Source organism: Leifsonia sp. 1010 (assembly GCF_031455295.1).
Classification (GTDB): Bacteria; Actinomycetota; Actinomycetes; order Actinomycetales; family Microbacteriaceae; genus Leifsonia.
The window spans coordinates 29,051-46,780 of sequence record NZ_JAVDSL010000002.1 but is presented as its reverse complement, the minus strand read 5'-3'; the positions used below and the strand labels follow the sequence as shown (position 1 = coordinate 46,780).

At 70.2% G+C, this 17,730-nt stretch carries 22 protein-coding genes; 14 read left to right on the top strand and 8 right to left on the bottom strand.

Annotated features, from left to right (window positions below):
- Nucleotides 1–34: 34 nt before the first annotated feature.
- Nucleotides 35–907, bottom strand: a complete 873-nt coding sequence (locus J2Y42_RS10955) for a PHP domain-containing protein (RefSeq protein ID WP_309858250.1) — start codon at nucleotides 905–907, stop codon at nucleotides 35–37.
- 59 nt (nucleotides 908–966) lie between these two features.
- On the opposite strand from J2Y42_RS10955, the gene J2Y42_RS10950 reads away from it, so the two are divergent.
- Nucleotides 967–2,616 carry an aminopeptidase P family protein gene (locus J2Y42_RS10950; RefSeq protein ID WP_309858247.1) on the top strand — a complete coding sequence of 550 codons (1,650 nt, stop codon included), beginning with the start codon at nucleotides 967–969 and terminating at the stop codon, nucleotides 2,614–2,616.
- A gap of 64 nt (nucleotides 2,617–2,680) precedes the next feature.
- Here J2Y42_RS10950 and J2Y42_RS10945 read toward each other — a convergent pair whose 3' ends face one another.
- On the bottom strand, nucleotides 2,681–3,289 hold the full coding sequence (locus J2Y42_RS10945) for a general stress protein (RefSeq protein WP_309858243.1): 609 nt from the start codon (nucleotides 3,287–3,289) through the stop codon (nucleotides 2,681–2,683).
- A 76-nt stretch (nucleotides 3,290–3,365) separates the two neighbouring features.
- Here J2Y42_RS10945 and J2Y42_RS10940 point away from each other — a divergent pair, with 76 nt between their 5' ends.
- From J2Y42_RS10940 to J2Y42_RS10930, 3 genes are read left to right on the top strand one after another with little or no spacing between them, the layout of a single operon-like run.
- Nucleotides 3,366–4,688, top strand: a complete 1,323-nt coding sequence (locus J2Y42_RS10940; RefSeq protein WP_309858241.1) for a magnesium transporter MgtE N-terminal domain-containing protein — start codon at nucleotides 3,366–3,368, stop codon at nucleotides 4,686–4,688.
- Nucleotides 4,675–5,196, top strand: a complete 522-nt coding sequence (locus J2Y42_RS10935) for a DUF1003 domain-containing protein (RefSeq protein ID WP_018190466.1) — start codon at nucleotides 4,675–4,677, stop codon at nucleotides 5,194–5,196. The genes J2Y42_RS10940 and J2Y42_RS10935 overlap by 14 nt, the downstream gene beginning before the upstream one ends.
- Nucleotides 5,189–6,352 carry an Mrp/NBP35 family ATP-binding protein gene (locus tag J2Y42_RS10930; RefSeq protein WP_309858238.1) on the top strand — a complete coding sequence of 388 codons (1,164 nt, stop codon included), beginning with the start codon at nucleotides 5,189–5,191 and terminating at the stop codon, nucleotides 6,350–6,352. Before J2Y42_RS10935 ends, J2Y42_RS10930 begins: the two co-directional genes overlap by 8 nt.
- 87 nt (nucleotides 6,353–6,439) lie before the next feature.
- On the opposite strand, the gene J2Y42_RS10925 is transcribed toward J2Y42_RS10930, so the two are convergent.
- Genes J2Y42_RS10925 through J2Y42_RS10915 form a run of 3 tightly spaced genes read right to left on the bottom strand, consistent with a single transcriptional unit; the run spans nucleotide 6,440 to nucleotide 9,708 of the window.
- Complete coding sequence (locus J2Y42_RS10925; protein WP_309858234.1) at nucleotides 6,440–7,939, bottom strand: aspartate aminotransferase family protein; 1,500 nt, start codon at nucleotides 7,937–7,939, stop codon at nucleotides 6,440–6,442.
- Entirely contained in the window at nucleotides 7,926–9,299 is a 1,374-nt protein-coding gene (locus tag J2Y42_RS10920) for an MFS transporter (RefSeq protein ID WP_309858231.1), read from the bottom strand. The genes J2Y42_RS10925 and J2Y42_RS10920 overlap by 14 nt, the downstream gene beginning before the upstream one ends.
- A 46-nt stretch (nucleotides 9,300–9,345) precedes the next feature.
- Nucleotides 9,346–9,708 (bottom strand): twin-arginine translocase TatA/TatE family subunit, encoded by a 363-nt coding sequence (locus J2Y42_RS10915; protein ID WP_309858228.1) that lies wholly within the window; start codon nucleotides 9,706–9,708, stop codon nucleotides 9,346–9,348.
- Between the two features lie 97 nt (nucleotides 9,709–9,805).
- On the opposite strand from J2Y42_RS10915, the gene J2Y42_RS10910 reads away from it, so the two are divergent.
- Nucleotides 9,806–10,438 (top strand): O-methyltransferase, encoded by a 633-nt coding sequence (locus J2Y42_RS10910; RefSeq protein ID WP_018190461.1) that lies wholly within the window; start codon nucleotides 9,806–9,808, stop codon nucleotides 10,436–10,438.
- Nucleotides 10,439–10,517: 79 nt separating this feature from the next.
- Here J2Y42_RS10910 and J2Y42_RS10905 read toward each other — a convergent pair whose 3' ends face one another.
- The 3 genes from J2Y42_RS10905 to dapE form a co-directional block, all read right to left on the bottom strand.
- Nucleotides 10,518–10,691, bottom strand: a complete 174-nt coding sequence (locus tag J2Y42_RS10905) for a DUF3117 domain-containing protein (RefSeq protein WP_018190460.1) — start codon at nucleotides 10,689–10,691, stop codon at nucleotides 10,518–10,520.
- Nucleotides 10,692–10,759: 68 nt separating this feature from the next.
- Entirely contained in the window at nucleotides 10,760–12,028 is a 1,269-nt protein-coding gene (locus J2Y42_RS10900) for a hypothetical protein (RefSeq protein WP_309858223.1), read from the bottom strand.
- Nucleotides 11,997–13,094, bottom strand: coding sequence for a succinyl-diaminopimelate desuccinylase (gene dapE, locus J2Y42_RS10895; RefSeq protein WP_309858220.1), 1,098 nt, complete (start codon nucleotides 13,092–13,094; stop codon nucleotides 11,997–11,999). The genes J2Y42_RS10900 and dapE overlap by 32 nt, the downstream gene beginning before the upstream one ends.
- 17 nt (nucleotides 13,095–13,111) lie before the next feature.
- On the opposite strand from dapE, the gene dapD reads away from it, so the two are divergent.
- The 9 genes from dapD to J2Y42_RS10850 all read left to right on the top strand — a co-directional run bounded on the left by dapD (nucleotide 13,112) and on the right by J2Y42_RS10850 (nucleotide 17,689).
- Nucleotides 13,112–14,122, top strand: a complete 1,011-nt coding sequence (gene dapD, locus J2Y42_RS10890; RefSeq protein ID WP_309858217.1) for a 2,3,4,5-tetrahydropyridine-2,6-dicarboxylate N-succinyltransferase — start codon at nucleotides 13,112–13,114, stop codon at nucleotides 14,120–14,122.
- Between the two features lie 53 nt (nucleotides 14,123–14,175).
- Nucleotides 14,176–14,589: a hypothetical protein gene (locus J2Y42_RS10885; RefSeq protein WP_309858214.1), complete on the top strand. Its 414-nt coding sequence runs from the start codon at nucleotides 14,176–14,178 to the stop codon at nucleotides 14,587–14,589.
- Nucleotides 14,586–14,966, top strand: a complete 381-nt coding sequence (locus J2Y42_RS10880) for a hypothetical protein (protein ID WP_309858212.1) — start codon at nucleotides 14,586–14,588, stop codon at nucleotides 14,964–14,966. Before J2Y42_RS10885 ends, J2Y42_RS10880 begins: the two co-directional genes overlap by 4 nt.
- Nucleotides 14,944–15,297 carry a hypothetical protein gene (locus tag J2Y42_RS10875; RefSeq protein ID WP_309858209.1) on the top strand — a complete coding sequence of 118 codons (354 nt, stop codon included), beginning with the start codon at nucleotides 14,944–14,946 and terminating at the stop codon, nucleotides 15,295–15,297. The genes J2Y42_RS10880 and J2Y42_RS10875 overlap by 23 nt, the downstream gene beginning before the upstream one ends.
- 52 nt (nucleotides 15,298–15,349) lie before the next feature.
- A complete protein-coding gene (locus J2Y42_RS10870) occupies nucleotides 15,350–15,766 on the top strand; it encodes a hypothetical protein (protein ID WP_309858205.1) in 417 nt (138 codons plus the stop codon).
- Nucleotides 15,763–16,491 carry a DUF6792 domain-containing protein gene (locus tag J2Y42_RS10865; protein WP_309858203.1) on the top strand — a complete coding sequence of 243 codons (729 nt, stop codon included), beginning with the start codon at nucleotides 15,763–15,765 and terminating at the stop codon, nucleotides 16,489–16,491. Before J2Y42_RS10870 ends, J2Y42_RS10865 begins: the two co-directional genes overlap by 4 nt.
- Nucleotides 16,492–16,643: 152 nt before the next feature.
- Nucleotides 16,644–16,994, top strand: coding sequence for a hypothetical protein (locus tag J2Y42_RS10860; RefSeq protein ID WP_309858201.1), 351 nt, complete (start codon nucleotides 16,644–16,646; stop codon nucleotides 16,992–16,994).
- Nucleotides 16,995–17,006: 12 nt separating this feature from the next.
- Nucleotides 17,007–17,366 carry a hypothetical protein gene (locus J2Y42_RS10855; RefSeq protein WP_089875310.1) on the top strand — a complete coding sequence of 120 codons (360 nt, stop codon included), beginning with the start codon at nucleotides 17,007–17,009 and terminating at the stop codon, nucleotides 17,364–17,366.
- Nucleotides 17,360–17,689, top strand: coding sequence for a hypothetical protein (locus J2Y42_RS10850; protein ID WP_309858198.1), 330 nt, complete (start codon nucleotides 17,360–17,362; stop codon nucleotides 17,687–17,689). The genes J2Y42_RS10855 and J2Y42_RS10850 overlap by 7 nt, the downstream gene beginning before the upstream one ends.
- Nucleotides 17,690–17,730 lie beyond the last annotated feature (41 nt).

Sequence of the window (17,730 nt, the reverse complement as noted above, 5' to 3'; positions counted from 1 at the left end):
CGTCATGTCCGGGGTCCAGGCTACGTGCTGGTGGTCACGGAGCGTAGAAGGGCGCCGCGCCTGTCGCTTCTTCGATCATCGCGTCGACGACGGCCGGATCGGTCGTGTTCTCCCCCAGCCGGTTGGGCTTGCCTGCGCCGTGGTAGTCGCTCGATCCGGTGATGCGGAGGCCGTAGCGGGCCGCGAGCTCCCGCAGCCGTTCGACGCCGTCGGCGGTGTTCTCGCGGTGGTCGAGCTCCAGTCCGAAGAGCCCGGCGTCGACCAGGCGCCGCAGCCGGTCCTCCGGGATCACGCGCCCCCGGCCGCCGGTCGCGGGATGCGCCAGTACCGGCAGACCCCCCGCCCCGCGGATGAGACGGACGCCGGTCAGCGGCTCCGGCGCGTAGTGCGGCTGGAAATAGCCGCTCCGCCAGTGCAGGATCCCGGCGAACGCGGCGCTGCGGTCCGAGGCGAGCCCGCGCGCGACGAGCGCGTCGGCGATGTGCGGCCGGCCGACGGTCGCGCCCTCCGTCGCCTGCGCGAGGACGTCGTCCCACGTGATGTCGTAGTCCTCCGAGATGCGGCGCACCATGTCCTCGGCGCGTCGCATCCGGCCCTCGCGGATGCGGCGGGTCTCTGCGACGAGCGCTTCGTTGGTCGGATCGAAGAGGTAGCCGAGCATGTGGACGCTGGCGAACTCGATGCGGGTCGACAGCTCCATCCCCGGGATGACCGTGATGCCGACGCGTGCGGCCTCGGCCGCGGCGTCCGCCCACCCGGCCGTCGAGTCGTGATCGGTGAGCGCGACGGTGCCCAGCCCCGCGTCGGCGGCGGCGCGGATGAGCTCGGCCGGGGTCTCCGTGCCGTCGGACACGCTGGAGTGCGTGTGCAGGTCGACGGGACCTCGGAACCGCCGCGCATCAGCCATGGTGACCATCCTAGGAGGGCGCTGACCGGCCGGGCGCATGACGCCCAGCGGGTGGAAGAATGGACGCCATGTCCTCCCAGCCGACAACGCCAGCCACCGCAGACGCCGACATCGCGACCGACACCGTCGACGACCCGACCGCCGCAGCGGTCGCCACGACGACCGAGACGGCTGCCGCCGCCGAGTCCGATGAGGCTCCGCGCGCGACGCAGAACCGCTCGACGACGCCCGGTTCCGACGCGTTCCGCGAGTACATCGGCTCGGGATGGGCGGAGCGTGCGGAGGTCGTCCCGGAGCCGCGCCGCCAGGCGCAGTATGCCGCGGCCCGCCGTGCGCGCGTGTCCGAGCTGTTCCCGGGGAAGCGCCTCATCATCCCGGCCGGGCGCCTCGCACAGCGCTCCAACGACACCGACTACCCGTTCCGCGCGCACTCGGCGTTCGCGTACCTGACGGGCTGGGGTTCGGACTCCGAGCCGGGCAGCGCCCTGGTGCTGGAGCCGACGGCGTCGGGACACGAGGCGACCCTGTACTTCCGGGAGCGCGCGGGCCGCGACTCCGACGAGTTCTACGCGAACCCCGAGATCGGCGAGTTCTGGATCGGTCCCCGCCCGTCGCTCGCGCAGGTCGCCAGCGACCTCGCGCTGACCACCCGCGGGATCGCCGAGGTGCGTTCGGTGCTCGACGCGGTGGACGGCGACACCGTCGTGCTGCGCGAGGCCGACCGCGCCATCACGGACGACGTGGATGCGGCGCGCCTGCTGCTGGCAGAGGGTTCGGACGGCGACGGCGACGGCGACGGCATCGGCACCGGCACCGGCGTCGACCCCGAGGACCACGATGAGGACGACCGGCTGGCGCGCGAACTCTCCGAGCTGCGCCTCGTCAAGGACGAGTACGAGATCGCCGAGCTCCGCGCCGCCGTCGCGGCGACCGCCCGCGGCTTCGACGACGTGATCGCCGACCTGCCGCGCATCACCGCGCACCCGCGCGGCGAGCGGCTCGTCGAGGGTGTCTTCTACGGCCGCGCCCGCGCCGACGGCAACGCGGTCGGCTACGACACGATCGCGGCGAGCGGACCGCACGCGTGCATCCTGCACTGGACGCGCAACGACGGCCCCGTGGTGCCGGGCGATCTCATCCTGCTGGATGCGGGCGTCGAGCTGGACAGCTACTACACCGCCGACATCACCCGCACCTTCCCCATCGACGGCACCTTCACCGAGACGCAGCGCCTGATCTACGAGGCGGTGCGAGAGGCGGCGGACGCGGCGTTCGCGATCGTGCGGCCCGGCATCCGGTTCCGCGAGATCCACGCGACCGCCATGGCGGTCATCGCGCGGCGCACCGCCGAATGGGGGCTGCTCCCGGTCAGCGCCGAGGAGGCCCTGGAGGTCGAGAACCAGCAGCACCGCCGCTACATGGTGCACGGGACGAGCCATCACCTCGGGCTCGATGTGCACGACTGCGCGCAGGCACGCCGGGAGCTCTACCTCGACGGCGTCCTGCAGCCCGGCATGGTGTTCACGATCGAACCGGGACTGTACTTCCAGCCGGACGACCTCACCGTGCCCGAGAGCTTCCGCGGCATCGGCGTGCGCATCGAGGACAACATCCTGGTCACCGAGGACGGCGCCGAGAACCTCTCCGCCGACATCCCGCGCACCGCGGACGATGTGGAGGCGTGGGTGCGGCGGCTCTCGCGGCGCTGAGGTGCACGTCGTGGCTGTTTCGCGCGCGAAATAGCCGCCACGACGTGCACTTCGGCGGAGGTGGTCAGGCGGGGGGCGCGGGGGGACGCTCGTCGCCTGCCGACGCGGGAGGCGCGGGCGGCGGGTCGGACGGGTGCTGCGGCTGCGCGGGCGGCGTCCATCCGGGAGCTGCGGCGGGCTCCTCCGCTCCCCCGCTCGCGAGCAGGTTGCGCGCGCGGTTGCCCAGCTCCGAGTCGACGAGCACCGAGTAGCTGGTCGCGATCACCTGCTGGATCGACGTGAAGTCACGCCGACGCCGGTTGATGGCGTAGGAGACGATGCCCCACAGCATCCCGAATCCCGCACCGAGGAGCAGCGCGGCGAGCACGAACGCGAGGCTCACCGACGGCGAGAAGATGATGAGCAGCAGGCCGAAGAAGATGCCGAGCCACGCACCGGACGCCGCCCCAGCAAGGGCGACGCGGCCCCAGGTCAGCTTGCCGGTGACACGCTCGACGCTCTTCAGGTCGCTGCCGACGATCGAGACCTTGTCGACCGGGAAGTCGGCGCGGGCCAGCACGTCGACCGCCTCCTGCGCCTCCGGGTAGCTCTCGAAGGTGGCGACCACTTCGCCTCGCGGCAGGGTCGGGAAGAGGATACGGTTGCGCCCGTTGTTCAGCCCAGGTGTGCTCATCCACCCATTGTTCCATCCAGGCTCCGAGAGGGCACGGAAACAGCCGTCGTTCACCTGCGAGGGCTAGGTTAACAGGGTGAGTTCGCCCAGAGTCTTCGTCGCCCGCCTCGCCGGGACGACCGTGTTCGATCCCGTCGGAGACCGGGTCGGCAAGGTCAGAGACGTCCTGGTCGTGTACCGCAAGAACGACCCGCCCCGCGTCGTCGGGCTGATCGTCGAGATCCCCGGGAAGCGCCGCGTGTTCCTGTCCATCGGGCGGGTCACCAGCATCGGCAGCGGGCAGATCATCACGAACGGCATCATCAACATGCGCCGCTTCGAGCAGCGCGGCGGCGAGGTGCGCGTGATCGCCGAGCTCCTCGGCCGTCGCGTGGTATTCGCCGACGGCGGTGGCGAGGCCACCATCGAGGACGTCGCGATCGAGGAGACCGAGACCGGCGACTGGGCGGTCAGCCAGCTGTTCGTCCGCAAGCCCAAGGCCGGCGGCTCCCCCTTCGCCAAGGGCGCGACGACGTTCGTGACCTGGAACGAGGTGCGCGAGAAGCAGAAGCTCGGTGAGGCGCAGTCGGCCGAGCAGCTCATCGCCACCTACTCGGAGCTGAAGCCCGCCGACCTCGCGAACACCCTCCTCGACCTCCCTCAGCAGCGGATGCTGGAGGTCGCGGAGGAGTTGCCGGACGACCGTCTCGCCGATGTGCTGGAGGAGATGCCGGAGAGCGAGCAGGTGCAGATCCTCGCCCAGTTGAACGACGACCGCGCCGCGGATGTGCTCGACCAGATGGAGCCGGACGACGCAGCCGACCTGATCGCCCAGCTCTCCGACGAGCGCGGCGAGCACCTGCTGGAGCTCATGGAGCCGGAGGAGGCGGACGACGTCCGCATGCTCCTCAGCTACAACCCGGACACCGCGGGCGGTCTGATGACGACCGAGCCGATCATCGTCTCGGCCGACGCGACGGTGGCGGAGGGCCTCGCCCTGATCCGCCGCCACGAGCTGGCGCCGGCGCTCGGCGCCGCGGTGTGCGTGACCCTGCCGCCGTACGAGCCGCCGACCGGCCGATTCCTGGGCGTCGTGCACTTCCAGCGGATGCTGCGCTATCCCCCGCACGTGCGGCTCGGCACCCTGCTCGACCCGAGCCTGGAGCCGGTCACGGCCGACACGTCCGCCGCCGAGGTCTCGCGCATCCTCGCCTCGTACAACCTCGTCTCGGTCCCCGTGGTCGACGACAAGCATCGTCTCGTCGGGGTGGTGACCATCGACGACATCCTCGACTATCTGCTCCCCGACGATTGGCGAAGTCAAGACGAGGACGAGCCCGTGAAACGCACGGCGCCGTCCGACCAGACCGGAAGCATCCGCATCGTGAACGGAAGGAGGGGCGGAAGTGGCAGGAGGTAGGCAGGACGCGGGGCTCGACGCCCCGAAGGGACTCCGGACGCCGGTGCTGCGGCGCAGCCCGCTGGAGTCGCGCGACCGGTTCGGCCGGTTCACCGAGTGGATCGCGCGGGCGATGGGAACGCCGTGGTTCATCCTGGGGCTGACCGTCTTCGTCCTCGCGTGGATGGCGTGGAACACGCTCGCCCCGAACGCCTGGCGCTTCGACTCCGCGGCCCTCGGGTTCATCGCGCTGACGCTCGTGCTCTCGCTGCAGGCGTCGTATGCCGCTCCCCTGATCCTGCTCGCGCAGAACCGTCAGGACGACCGCGACCGCGTGCAGATCGAGCAGGACCGGCAGCGTGCAGAGCGCAACCTCGCCGACACCGAGTACCTGGCGCGCGAGGTCGTAGCCCTGCGGCTCGCGGTGAAGGACATGGCGACGAAGGACTTCATCCGCGCCGAGCTCCGCTCGCTGCTCGAGGACCTCGAGAGGGGCGACGCAGGCGAGGGCGAGCAGGCCCGTGCCTGAGCCGGACAGCGCGGGAGTCGATCTCGCGGTTGCCGTCCGGAGCGCGCTCGGGGCGGTGCTCGACCCCGAGATCCGCAAACCGATCACCGAGCTCGACATGGTGGGCGGCGTGGAGGTGGATGCGCAAGGCCGTGCCGAGGTCGGCATCAAGCTGACCATCGTCGGCTGCCCGGCGGCCGACGCGATCGAACGGGACGTGCGCGCGGCGACCGCCGCCGTCCCCGGTGTGACCGAGGTCGCCGTCGACGTCTCCGTCATGACCCCCGCCGAGCGGCGTGCTCTGACCGACCGCCTTCGGGCGGGCCGGCCGGCGCGCGGTCAGCAGTTCGGCCCGGAGTCGCTCACCCTCGTCTACGCCGTCACGAGCGGCAAGGGCGGAGTCGGCAAGTCGACGGTCACGGCCAACCTCGCGGTCGCCCTGGCGGAGCGCGGGCTACGGGTCGGGATCGTGGATGCGGACGTGCACGGCTTCTCCATCCCCGGCATCCTGGGCCTGACCGACGAGAACGGCGTCGCGCCGCGGCCGACGCGCGTGGATGACATGATCCTTCCGCCGGTCGCCTACGGCGTGAAGGTCGTCTCGATCGGGATGTTCGTCGATTCGGCCTCCGCGGCCGTCGCGTGGCGCGGGCCGATGCTTCACCGCACCATCCAGCAGTTCCTGTCGGATGTGTACTTCGGCGACCTCGACGTGCTGCTGCTCGACCTCCCGCCGGGCACCGGGGATGTCGCGATCTCGGTCGGCCAGCTGCTGCCCGGCGCGGAGGTGCTCGTGGTGACGACACCGCAGCCGGCCGCGGCCGACGTGGCCGAGCGCAGCGGCGTCGTCGCGCGGCAGACCGGCCAGCGGGTCATCGGCGTCATCGAGAACATGGCGGGGCTCGTGCAGCCGGACGGCAGCGTGCTGGATCTGTTCGGCTCCGGCGGCGGCGCGGAGGTCGCGCGTCGGCTGTCAACCGGGCAGGAGGAGGAGGTGCCGCTGCTCGCCAGCGTGCCCCTCAGCATCCCGCTGCGGGCCGGCGGCGACACCGGAGCGCCCATCGTGGTGACCGACCCTGCGGACCCCGCCGCCGCCGCGATCCGCGCCGTCGCCGACCGCCTGGCAACCCGCTCCCGCGGCCTCGCCGGCCGCAAGCTCGGCCTCTCCGTCCGCTGACGACCCCAGCCATCAGCTCCTGAGTTTTCCGGCCCCGAAACGGCGTGTCGGCCCGAAAAACTCAGGAGCTGATGGCTTGGGGCGGGGTCAGGCGTCGGGGGGCTCGACGGCTCGGGCGAGCAGCTCGGTGAGGAGGCGTTCGGTGACCGGACGCGGCAGCGCCGAGACGAGCGCGAGCAGCGGCGCCTGATCGTCGGGCAGGCCGGGGGTCGCGCCTCCCGTGAGGCCGATCGAGCCCAGGATGTGCGCGGCCGTCGCCGAGTCGAGCTCGACGTCGCCCGCCGCGAGCCCCGCCAGCAGGTCGCCGGGCAGGGCGGCGAGCACCGCATCCCCGTCCACCGGGGGCACACCGCGCGCCTCGTCCGCGGCACCGCGCAGGGCCGCCTCCAGCTCGTCGATCCGAGCCTCCGTGACCGGCGTGATCGTGAGGTGGGTGGTGTGCGGCAGGCGCGTGCCGTCCGGCTGCACCAGCCCCGGCTGCAGCTGCAGCACCCAGCCGCGGCGGCGCGCCCGGTCGGCCCAGTGGTGCGGGTCGACGCGGCGCTCCGGCGGCACCGCGTCGTCGGTCGTGACGGCGAGCAGCGGACCGGTCGGGTCGCCGAGCACGCGCAGCCCCTCGATGTCGCCGACGATGTCCTGCAGCCCGCGGGTCGCGCGGCGGCACGACTCGGCGAGACCGGCGAAGCCGCGGGCTCCGAGCGCCTGGATGATGGCCCAGGATGCGGCGAGCGACCCGGCCGACTTCGACCCGAGGAGGGTGGAGTTGACGACCGGATACCCCGGCCAGCCGGTCGTCGCGAAGTACTGGCGCCGCTGCCGGTCGCGCCCGCGCTGCAGCAGGACGCTGGCTCCCTTCGGCGCGTAGCCGTACTTGTGGAGGTCGGCCGAGACGCTCGTCACGCCGGGCACCCGGAAGTCCCACGCCGGAAGCGCCGATCCGTCCGCCGCCCGCCAGAACGGCAGGATCCATCCGCCGATGCAGGCGTCCACATGGCAGGCCACGCCCGCGTCGTCGCACGCGGCGGCCACAACCTCGATCGGGTCGAGCGTCGCGTACGGGTACGAGGGCGCCGAGACGACGACCAGCGCGACGTCCGGACCGATGCGCTCGATCAGCCGGGATGCGTCGAGCCGCCCGGTCCGCGCATCCACCGGCACGAGGTCCAGCGTCAGGTCGAACAGTGCCGCCGCCTTCTGGAACGCCGCGTGCACGGTCACCGGTGCGAGCAGCCGGGGCGTCCCCGCGCCGCCCGCGCCGCGCCAGACGTCGCGCGCGGCCTTCACGGCGAGCAGGCACGACTCCGTGCCTCCTGAGGTCACCGAGCCGACCACGTCGTCCCCGCCGTGCAGCAGTTCGCGGGCGAACCCGACGACTTCGCGCTCCATTACCGCGACCGAGGTGAACGTGGTCGGGTCCAGGCCGTTCACCGGCTGCACCAGCCGCATCGCCTCGGCCGCGAGCTCGTCGATCTCGGGCATCCCCGAGTCGTAGACGTAGCTCAGCACCCGGCCGCCGTGCGTCGGGGCGTCCGCCTCGCGTAGGGCGGCGAGGCGCCCGAGGATGGCCGCAGCGTCAAACGACGACATCGATGTCTCCCTTCCGGAGCCGGTACCGCGCCAGCGGCACCAGGCTGATCGCGATGATGATCGCGGGCACGAGGCTGAAGCTCAGGGCGATCCCGGCGACGGCGCCGGCCGGCTGAGACGCGCCCGCCTCCGCCACGGCCGCACTGCGCGAGACGTAGCCGCTCACCGCGAGCACGATGCTCAGCACGGTCGCGCCGAGCGCCATGCCCGTCGTCTCCCCCGCCGTCCACATGCCGCCGAAGGTCCCCGCCCGGCCCTCGCCGTTGCGCCGCGCGTCGTGCGAGATGACGTCGGGCAGCATCGCCATCGGCAGGGACTGCATGCCCGCGTACCCGGCTCCCGCCAGCGCGACGGGGGCGTAGACCCACGCGCCGGGCGCCCACAGCAGCGCGATCATGGACAGGGCCGCCAGCCCGAACAGGACGCTCGCGATCACGAACCCGCGCTCTTTGCCGATGTGCCGCGCGATGACGCCCCACACCGGCGTGACGATGAGGGCGGGCCCGATGAGTGCGACGAACAGGAACGTCACGGCGTCCTCCGAGTGGAGCACCCACGTCGCGACGTAGTTCGCTCCGGCGAGCATCAGACCGGTGGCGAGCCCCTGCAGGAGGAACGTCAGCAGCAGTGCACGGAACGGCTGGCTGTCGCGCAGCACGCGCACGCCCGCGGCGTAGTTCGAGCGGAGGGTCGCGACGACGCTCTCGCGCGCGGGCGGCTCAGCAGCGGGCAGTCCGCGCGGTGCGACGAACGCCGAGACCAGCATCCCGGCGCCGATGGTCACTCCCGCGACCAGCGCCATCAGGAAGTACCCCGCGAAGGCGTTGCCTCCGCCCAGCGACCGCAGCGCCGGGCCGCCCGCCCCGAACAGCAGGATGGCGAAGGTCAGCACCACCACCCGCCACGTCAGCAGGCGCGTGCGCTGGTCGTACCCGGACGCGAGCTCGGCCGGCAGTGCGATGTACGGCACCTGGAACAGGCTGAACGCCGTGGCCGTCAGCACGAACGCGAGCAGCACCCAGACGGCGGCGGCCGCGGCCGGCGTCCCGGGCGGAACGGCGAACGTGAGCAGGAAGAACACGGGCAGCGCGACCGCGCCGAGCAGCATCATCGGACGGCGGGAACCGCGCACGGCGAGCATCCGGTCGCTCCGGGCGCCGATCACCGGGTCGATCACCACATCCCACACCTTCGCCACCGTGACGACGACGCCCGCGACGATCGCGGCGACACCCAGCGAGTCGGTGAGGTAGTAGACGAGCACCAGCCCGGGAAGGGTCGCGAAGCCGCCGGTTCCGAGTGACCCGACGGCGTACCGCGCGACGGTCGCCCTGCTCAGCGACTGCTCCGTTGCGATCATGTCCGCAGCGTAGTGGATGCGCACCCGCGCAGCCCGCCGCGCCGCGTCAGGTGGACTCGGTGTCGTACGGCGGGATCGCCCCGGCCGTCAGCGGCAGCTTCCGCTGCGCGTACGCGGACTGCGTCACCGGCTTGATCGCGCCGGCGGCCTCGGGGCCGTCCTCGAGCAGTGCCTCACGGATGATGCGGCGCGGGTCGTACTGGCGGGGGTCGAGCTTCTTCCAGTCGACGTCGTCGAATTCGGGGCCCATCTCATCCCGCATCCGGTCCTTCGCGCCGTTGGCGAAGTCGCGGAGCGACCGCACCAGCTGACCGAGCTTCGCGGCGTACGCGGGAAGGCGCTCGGGGCCGATGACGAACGCCGCGATCACCGCCACGATCAGCAGCTTGTCGAAGGTCAGCCCGAACACGTTTCCAGGGTATCGCGGCGGTGCCTGCACGGATGCCGCATGAGCCCGCCGTATCCTGTGAAGAGGCCCGCGCCCGAGGCCGATCGACGGGAGTGCAGTGTCAGACAAGGACTCGAACTGGAGATTCGCCGACGACATCGTCGTCGAGAGCGATGTGATCGCCCGGGCACGGCAGCAGTCGCTCGAACTGGGCATCGACCCCATCTCGCCCGCGACCGGCGCCCAAGCGGCCGTCGTGGTGGCGGCGACGCGTGCCGAGAACGTGGTCGAGATCGGAACCGGCGTCGGCGTCTCGGGCCTCTGGCTCCTCACCGGCGGCACGGATGCGCAGCTCACCTCCATCGACGTGGAGGTCGAGTACCAGCAGCACGCCCGCGCGTTCTTCACCGAGGCGGGGTTGCCGTCGAACCGCGTCCGGCTCATCCCCGGCCGCGCCCTCGAGGTGCTGCCGCGCATGAACGAGAACTCCTACGACATCGTCTTCATCGACGCCGACCCGCAGTCGGTGATCGAATACGTCGAGCACGGGCTGCGCCTGGTTCGACCGGGCGGAACGGTGCTCGTCGCCCGCGCGCTCTGGCGCGGACGCGTCGCCGACCCGGCCGCGCGTGACGAGGTCGCGACCGGCTTCCGCACCCTCATCACCGAGACGTCGGCGTCCGGTGCCGTCATCAGCGCCCTGTCGCCGGCCGGCGAGGGGCTGCTGCAGATCACCAAGCTCGCGCCGTAGGCGGCCCGCCTACCAGCACACCGCATGCGAGAAGGGCCCCGATCGAGTCGATCGGGGCCCTTCTCGGTACAGCGTATGGTCAGGCGGAGGTCACGACGCTGGCAAGCGCGTCGTGGAGCTCTTTGGCTTCCGCATCGTTGACGGAGACCACCAGTCGTCCCCCACCCTCGAGCGGCACACGCACGATGATGAGCCGTCCCTCCTTCACAGCCTCCATCGGCCCGTCCCCGGTCCTCGGCTTCATGGCCGCCATGCAGCTCCCCTTTCGTGGATGTCCTCCTATTATCCGACATCGTTGCCGACGTGAGGAAATCGGAGGGATCACGGAGGTGACCAGTCGTATCCGTTGATGAACCAGCAGACGGCGACCCAGCCCACCTGCAGGGCGATGAACAGCGCGACGATCGCCACGCGGTAGACCCTGCTGCGCGGCAGGGCGATGGCTCCGAGCAGGGGGAACAGCGGCATCAGCAGCCGGAACGTGCTCGACTGCGGGAAGAACACGGCGAGCAGGTAGAGCGAGTACGCGGCTACCCAGAACCGCAGGTCGACACCGAGCCTCCGCACGGCCGGCGAGAACAGCAGGATGCCGAACAGCGCGACGATGACGACCAGCGCGGCCATGCCCACCCAGCCGGGGATGCCGAGCATCGCGCTCGCCCACCAGTCGGCGCCCTGGAACCAGGGCGTGAACGGCACCAAATGCGTGTACCCGATGTACGCCGACCGCCAGGCCAGCTCGGTGTCCGTGTAGGCCGTGAGCGAGCCCGTCCCGATCGCGGCGATGGCCGGCCAGGCGAGTCCGGCGAGGCCGCTGAAGACGGCGAGCGAGACGCTGAGCACGCGCTCGCGCACGGGGAACGGGTCGTCGCGCCGCCGCATCCACCGGTAGCCGACGTGCAGCACCAGGGCGAGGGCGAATGCGAGTCCCGACGGACGTGTGAACGCCATCGCCAGCACGACCGGGAACAGCCACGCGTACCGCCGCTCGACGAGCAGCAGCAATGCGGTCGTGAGCAGCAGGATGTACAGCGACTCGGCGTAGGCGACCTGGAACAGCGGCGAGACGGGCGCGACGCAGAACAGGACGACGGCGAACAGGCTGGTCGAGGCGCTCAGGCCCACGCGGCGCATCAGCTGATGAAACACGAGAGCCGCCCCGGCGCCGGCCAGGAATGACACCAGCACCGCGGCCATCGACCAGGGCAGCCGGGTCAGGAACATGACCGCGTCGACGAGCCCCGGGTAGCCGGGGAGGAACGCCCACGCGTTCTCGGCGACGTGCACACCGTCGGTCGTCGGAAGGCCGGCGGGATAGCCGGAGCCGGCGACGATCTCGTACCAGCGCCCGTCCCAGAGGTTGGCGAACGAGAAGTAGTCGGGCGCCGCGCTCGTCCAGGCGTTCGCGCCCTCCGCGGCGGCGAAGCTCAGGAGGATGACGGTCGTGACCGCGCGCGCCCCCAGATAGATCAGGAGGACCCGCACCCACCACAGCGTCCACCACGGGCCGCGGGCGACCGCCGCATCCGGCAGCGCCGCATCCGGCAGCGCCGTCGACTCAGCGGGCGCCGGCGCCGGTGAGCCAGGCACGCAGCCCCTCCTCGACCGCGACGATCTGCTCGACGTCGACGCGCTCGTCGTCGGCGTGCGCCTTCAGCGGGTCGCCGGGACCGTAGTTGACCGCGGGGATGCCCATGGCGCTGAACCGGGCCACGTCGGTCCACCCGTACTTCGGCTTCGCCACACCGCCGACCGCGGCGACGAACTCCTGCGCGAGGAGCGCATCCAATCCCGGGCGGGCGCCGTCTGCACGGTCGACGACGGTGATCTCGTAGTCGCCGAACAGCTCGTGCATGTGCTCGATGGCCTCCTGCGACGAGCGCGACGGAGCGAAGCGGTAGTTGATGTGGACCATGCACTCGTCCGGGATGATGTTGCCGGCCACTCCCCCGGAGATGCCGACCGCGTTGAGGCCCTCCTTGTAGACGAGCCCGTCGACCTCGACCTCGCGCGCCTGGTAGGCCGCGAGGATGTCCAGGATGGGCGCGGCCTTGTGGATGGCGTTGTCGCCCACCCAGCCGCGGGCCGAGTGGGCGCGCAGGCCGTAGGTGCGCACTTCGACGCGGAGGTTGCCGTTGCAGCCGCCCTCCACGACGCCGTTGCTCGGCTCGCCGAGGATGCCGAAGTCGCCGACGAAGAGGTCGGGCCGGTTGCGGGCGAGGCGGCCGAGGCCGTTCAGCTCGGCGTTGACCTCTTCGTGGTCGTACCACATCCACGTGACGTCGACGGAGGGATCGGTCAGCTCGGCGGCGAGCTTCAGCTGCACGGCGACGCCGGCCTTCATGTCCACGGTTCCGCGGCCCCACAGGTAGCGGATGCCGTCGTGCTCCTCGAACCGCGTCGGAAGGTTGTTGTTGAGCGGGACGGTGTCGATGTGCCCGGCGATCAGCGCGCGGCGGCCGCGTCCCAGGTTCGTGCGGGCGACGATCGCGTCGCCGTCGCGGATGACCTCCAGATGCGGCAGCCCGGTCAGCGCGTCCTCAATCGCGTCGGCGAGGGTGCCCTCCCCGCCGGAGACGGACTCGATGTCGCACAGCTGGCGCGTGAGGTCGATGGACGAGGCGGTCAGGTCGAGGGGAACACTGCTGATCTGCACCCTACTAACCTAGGGGCATGCCCTCTGCCGTGCCTGAAAATTCCGCCGCGCCCCGCTCCGCCGACGTCCGTTCTGCCGACGTCCGTTCTGCCTGGGGCTACGGGCTCGCGACGGTGTCCGCCGACGGAACCGTGCTCGACACCTGGTTCCCCGAGCCCCAGCTCAGCCGGCTCCCGGCGGGCCGCGACCGCTGGATCGCCCCGGCCGAACTCGAGGAGCTGGCCGGCGACGACCCCCGCCGCGCCGTGCGCGTCGACATCGTGACGGTCGAGATCGAGCTGGATGCGCCGCCCGCCTCCACCCCCGACGCCTACCTTCGCCTGCACCTGCTGTCGCACCTGCTCGTTCAGCCCAACGGCCTCAACCTGGACGGCGTGTTCGCGCACCTTCCCACCGTCGCATGGACGAACGCCGGACCGGTGAACCCGGCCGACCTCGACCGGCTGCGTCCGCGCCTGCAGCGCGCGGGCATCCAGGTGTCGGGCATCGACAAGTTCCCGCGGCTGCTCGACTACGTGACGCCGGAGCGCGTGCGCATCGCCGATGCGTCCCGGGTGCGCCTCGGCGCGCACCTGGCCCCGGGCACGACCGTGATGCACGAGGGATTCGTCAACTTCAATTCCGGCACACTCGGCACCTCGATGGTCGAAGGCCGTATCTCGCAAGGCGTCGTCGTGGGCGACGGCTCGGACATCGGCGGCGGCGCATCCATCATGGGGACGCTGTCCGGCGGCGGGACGCACCGCGTCTCGATCGGCGAGCGGGCCCTGCTCGGCGCGAACTCCGGCATCGGCATCTCCATCGGCGACGACTCGGTCGTCGAGGCCGGTCTCTACGTGACTGCCGGCACCAAGGTCGTGCTGGTCGGCGAGGCGCCGACTGCCGACGGCCGCCCCCGCACGGTGAAGGCGGCCGAGCTCTCCGGCCAGCCGGGCCTGCTGTTCCGCCGCAACTCCCTCACGGGCGCCGTGGAGGTCCTCCGTCGCAACGGCACCGGCGTGGAGCTCAACGCCGCCCTCCACGCGTAACCCCGCTGCCCCCTCGCGTCACGATCCGACGCGGCCCCTCGTCTTTGAGGGTGATGAGCAGAGTGTGGACGGCTGTTGCCGGGCTGGCGGTCGCCGGCGCGGTGCTCGTGGGCACAACCGGATGCGGTGAGGTCGGGCACCGCATCCTGTACGGGAACTCGACCGAGAGACCGAAGTCGAATCTCGAGTACCAACGAGAGTCGGCCCTGCGGTTCCGCACAGTGTGGGCGAACGTGGAACGCATTCGCTACAAGGAGGAGGGCGGCAAGCCCGGTCTCGGTGCCACGTGGCGAGCAAATGCGGTAGCCACCGTCGGCGGCAAGGACTACGAGGTGATCATAGGCCCCAATTCGCTGGGCTTCCCGTTCGGAGACTCACCACCCAAGATGTCGACGTTGCCCCCGTCAACACCATCGATGGTGCTGGAGGTGACCTACAGCGACGGATCGTCCGAGGTGATCGAATGACGAGTCAAGAAGAGCAATACGACCTGGCCGATGAGGTCTACTCCGTCGACCCTCTGAAACAGAATCCGCCATACACCAAAGGCACTGAGTTCACGATCGGCCCGGACGAGCAGGAATACATCGTCTACGACTCCCACCACGATCCGGTCTCCGGATTCCACGGCATGGCGGTGGTGCCGGCGGTTGCAGGCAAGCCGGACATCTCATTCCGCCTCAATTCCCTCACCGGAGCCGTCGAGGTGCGTAGCGACGCGGCGCACTCGCGTCACGATCCGACGCCGCCCCTCGTCTTTGAGGGTGATGAGCAGAGTTTGGACGGCTGTTGCCGGGCTGGCGGTCGTCGGCGCGGTGCTCGTGAGCACGACCGGATGCGGTGACGTCCGGCACCGCATTCTGTACGGAACACTGAAGCCGAAGTCGAATCACGAGTATCAGCGGGAGTCGGCAGTGGAGTTCCGCACGGTGTGGGCGAACGTGGAACGAATTCGCTTCACGGAGGAGGGCGGCAAGCCAGGCCTCGGTGCCTCGTGGCGCGCGAATGCTGTCGCCACCATCGAGGGCAAGGACTACGAGGTGATCATCGGCCCGCACGCGCTGGCGGTTCTGCATACCGATCCACCTCCCAAGACGCCGACGTTGCCCCCGACAGCCTCGCCCGTGGTCCTGACGGTGACTTACAGCGATGGGTCAACCGAGGTCATCGACTGATGCCAGTGCGTGCGTGTCACGTCATGATCTGATACTCCCATCGTCTCTGAGAGTGATGATCAAAGTTTGGACGGTTGTTGCGGGGCTGGCGGTCGCTGGTGCGCTGCTCGCGGGCACGACCGCGTGCGCTGAGATGGGAGACCGCATTCTGTACGGGAAGTCGACCGAGAGACCGAAGTCCAATCTCGAGTACCAACGAGAGTCGGCTCTTCACTTCCGTTCGCGATGGGCGAATGTCGAAGAGATCCGGTTCAAGCGCGAAGGTGGCAAGCCGGGACTCGGAGCGGCCTGGAGCGTCAACGCGATCGCCACCCTCGACGGGGAGGAGATAGAGGTGATCATCGGCCCCGACACGCTCGGATTTCCGCTAGGAGACTCGCCTCCGATGATGCCCACTCTTCCCCCTTCGGTACCTCGCATCGCCATGACCGTGTTCTACAGCGACGGCACATCGGAGGTCTTCGAATGACGACGCAGAAGGAAGACCATGACATCGCCAAAGAGGCGTATCTCGTCGACCCGCTGGCCCGGGACCCTCCGTACACCGCAGGCTCAAGATTCAAGGTAGGTCCCGACGATGTCGAGTACCTCGTCTACGACTCCCACCACGATCCGGTCTCCGGATTCCAGGGCATGGCGGTGGTGCCCGTGGTCGCAGGCAAGCCGGACTTCTCGCACGTCACGATCGCATTCGCCGGCACGAACCCGGAGCATCGGGCGGACATCCTCGCAGACACCATGTCGGTCGTGGGCGGGGACACCGGGCCCGGTACGCAGGCGTCGGAGGCGATGGAGTTCGCCCGACGGGTCCGGGAGAGCGTCAAGAAAGAGCACCCCGAAGCGTCGTACTCCACGGTGGGGCATTCGCTCGGCGGGTGGCAGGCGATGCTGGTCGCGGCGGAGTTCGGTTGGGCCGGAGTGTCCTTCAATGGTCCGGACCCCTGGAACAACCTTTCTCCGCGGGCGAAGGAATGGCTTCAGAGCCAGCGGGACGCCGGCCGTAACCCGTTGGTCAACTATGTCAACGAGTGGGACCTGATCGGGAACCTGTCGGGCAACGGCACCGGGGCCGCGAAGTACGTCGGCGGTCCGCGGGGAAAGGGACCATTCGGTCACCACGATCTGGAGACGGCCTACGAGTTCAACGCCGACGGCTCGCTCGAGCGTCTGGGAGTGGAGGGTCGCAGCGACTGAGGATCAGCCAGAACCAGGTTGCGGGACTCCCGGCCGGCCTGCAGCCTCAGTTCACGCCGATCATCGCCGGCCTGTACGGAGGTCTGCGCCTGCCCCTGGTCGGAGAGTTCGTCGGAACCATCGCCTCCGGCGCCACGGTCCTGGTCGATACCGTGGCCGCGCTCGACCTGGCCTCCTCGATCGGCTCGCTGGGCATCTCCCTGGAGGCCATCAAGGCGGCGAACGCCGGGCTTCCCGGTCAGCTGCAGTCCGTCCTGGATGCCGGCAGGAGCACGGTGTCGATGATCCCCTTCGTCACTCCGACGGATGTCGAGGAATGCATCAGCACCCACCGGCTGAATCCGCACCAGCGCATCGACCTCGACGCGGTCGCAGAGGTGGACCGGCGCGTCGACACTCACACGCTCCTGGTCGCCCAATTGTCCGAAGGGGTCGTGAAGGCCGTCGTTCACACCCTGGAGCAGGATGGCCAGTGGGCGTCCCGCTTCTCACCGCTGCGCTGAAAGGAGACGCTCGTGTCGTTCTTACCGGAGATCTCGTCCAGCACCATTGCTGACGTGCTGGATGACGCCCTCAGGACCGCCTCGGACGCGGTCGAAACCCTGACTCACGTCGATCAGATCCTGCACCGGGCGGCGGTCGACCTGCTGAACCTCGCCCTCCCGACAATCGTCCGGGCCGGTTCGGTACCGGTGCAGGCGGCCGCCCTGGCGGTCGTTTCCGCCTCGAGCGGCCGTATCGGCCTCACCCTCGGTGGCGCCGCGTTCAGCAACACCGTGCTCGGAGGCGAGGTCGCGAAGAAGGTCGCCCAGGGGATCGACACGCTGAAAGCGGACAGCGACTACGGCAAGGCGGTGAACAGCATCACATGGTGACGTATCGATCGCTCGGCGAACTCGAGAGCGCCCACGACGAGGAGAGCGCAGCTGCCCGGCGCCGACTGGAAGACGCGGAAGAGCATCTCATGCACTACCGGTCGCAGATCTACCGGATCCAGGAGAGCGTCTACCAGGCCGTCGCTCAGCATGGTGCCGCCGATGACCCCGACTTCCGCCACGAGTTCCAGCGTTTCGCCGACCGGCACGAGGAAGCGGCTCACGAGGCGGACCGCGTCGTGACCCGGTACCAGGAGCAATACGAAGACCTGCAGCGAGAGCAGTCCCGCGAACGGGAACGGTTTCTACAAGATCACCGCTGAAGCCCCGGGCCGGCCAAGACGGTCCACGCCGGTGCGGTTGA

Excerpts from the sequence above, each read along its gene's own strand:
- J2Y42_RS10955 (WP_309858250.1), bottom strand. The coding sequence starts at position 907 with ATGGCTGATGCGCGGCGGTTCCGAGGTCCCGTCGACCTGCACACGCAC.
- J2Y42_RS10950 (WP_309858247.1), top strand. The coding sequence starts at position 967 with ATGGACGCCATGTCCTCCCAGCCGACAACGCCAGCCACCGCAGACGCC.
- J2Y42_RS10945 (WP_309858243.1), bottom strand. The coding sequence starts at position 3,289 with ATGAGCACACCTGGGCTGAACAACGGGCGCAACCGTATCCTCTTCCCG.
- J2Y42_RS10925 (WP_309858234.1), bottom strand. The coding sequence starts at position 7,939 with ATGTCGTCGTTTGACGCTGCGGCCATCCTCGGGCGCCTCGCCGCCCTA.
- J2Y42_RS10920 (WP_309858231.1), bottom strand. The coding sequence starts at position 9,299 with ATGATCGCAACGGAGCAGTCGCTGAGCAGGGCGACCGTCGCGCGGTAC.
- J2Y42_RS10905 (WP_018190460.1), bottom strand. The coding sequence starts at position 10,691 with ATGGCGGCCATGAAGCCGAGGACCGGGGACGGGCCGATGGAGGCTGTG.
- dapD (WP_309858217.1), top strand. The coding sequence starts at position 13,112 with ATGCCCTCTGCCGTGCCTGAAAATTCCGCCGCGCCCCGCTCCGCCGAC.
- J2Y42_RS10885 (WP_309858214.1), top strand. The coding sequence starts at position 14,176 with ATGAGCAGAGTGTGGACGGCTGTTGCCGGGCTGGCGGTCGCCGGCGCG.
- J2Y42_RS10880 (WP_309858212.1), top strand. The coding sequence starts at position 14,586 with ATGACGAGTCAAGAAGAGCAATACGACCTGGCCGATGAGGTCTACTCC.
- J2Y42_RS10865 (WP_309858203.1), top strand. The coding sequence starts at position 15,763 with ATGACGACGCAGAAGGAAGACCATGACATCGCCAAAGAGGCGTATCTC.
- J2Y42_RS10850 (WP_309858198.1), top strand. The coding sequence starts at position 17,360 with ATGGTGACGTATCGATCGCTCGGCGAACTCGAGAGCGCCCACGACGAG.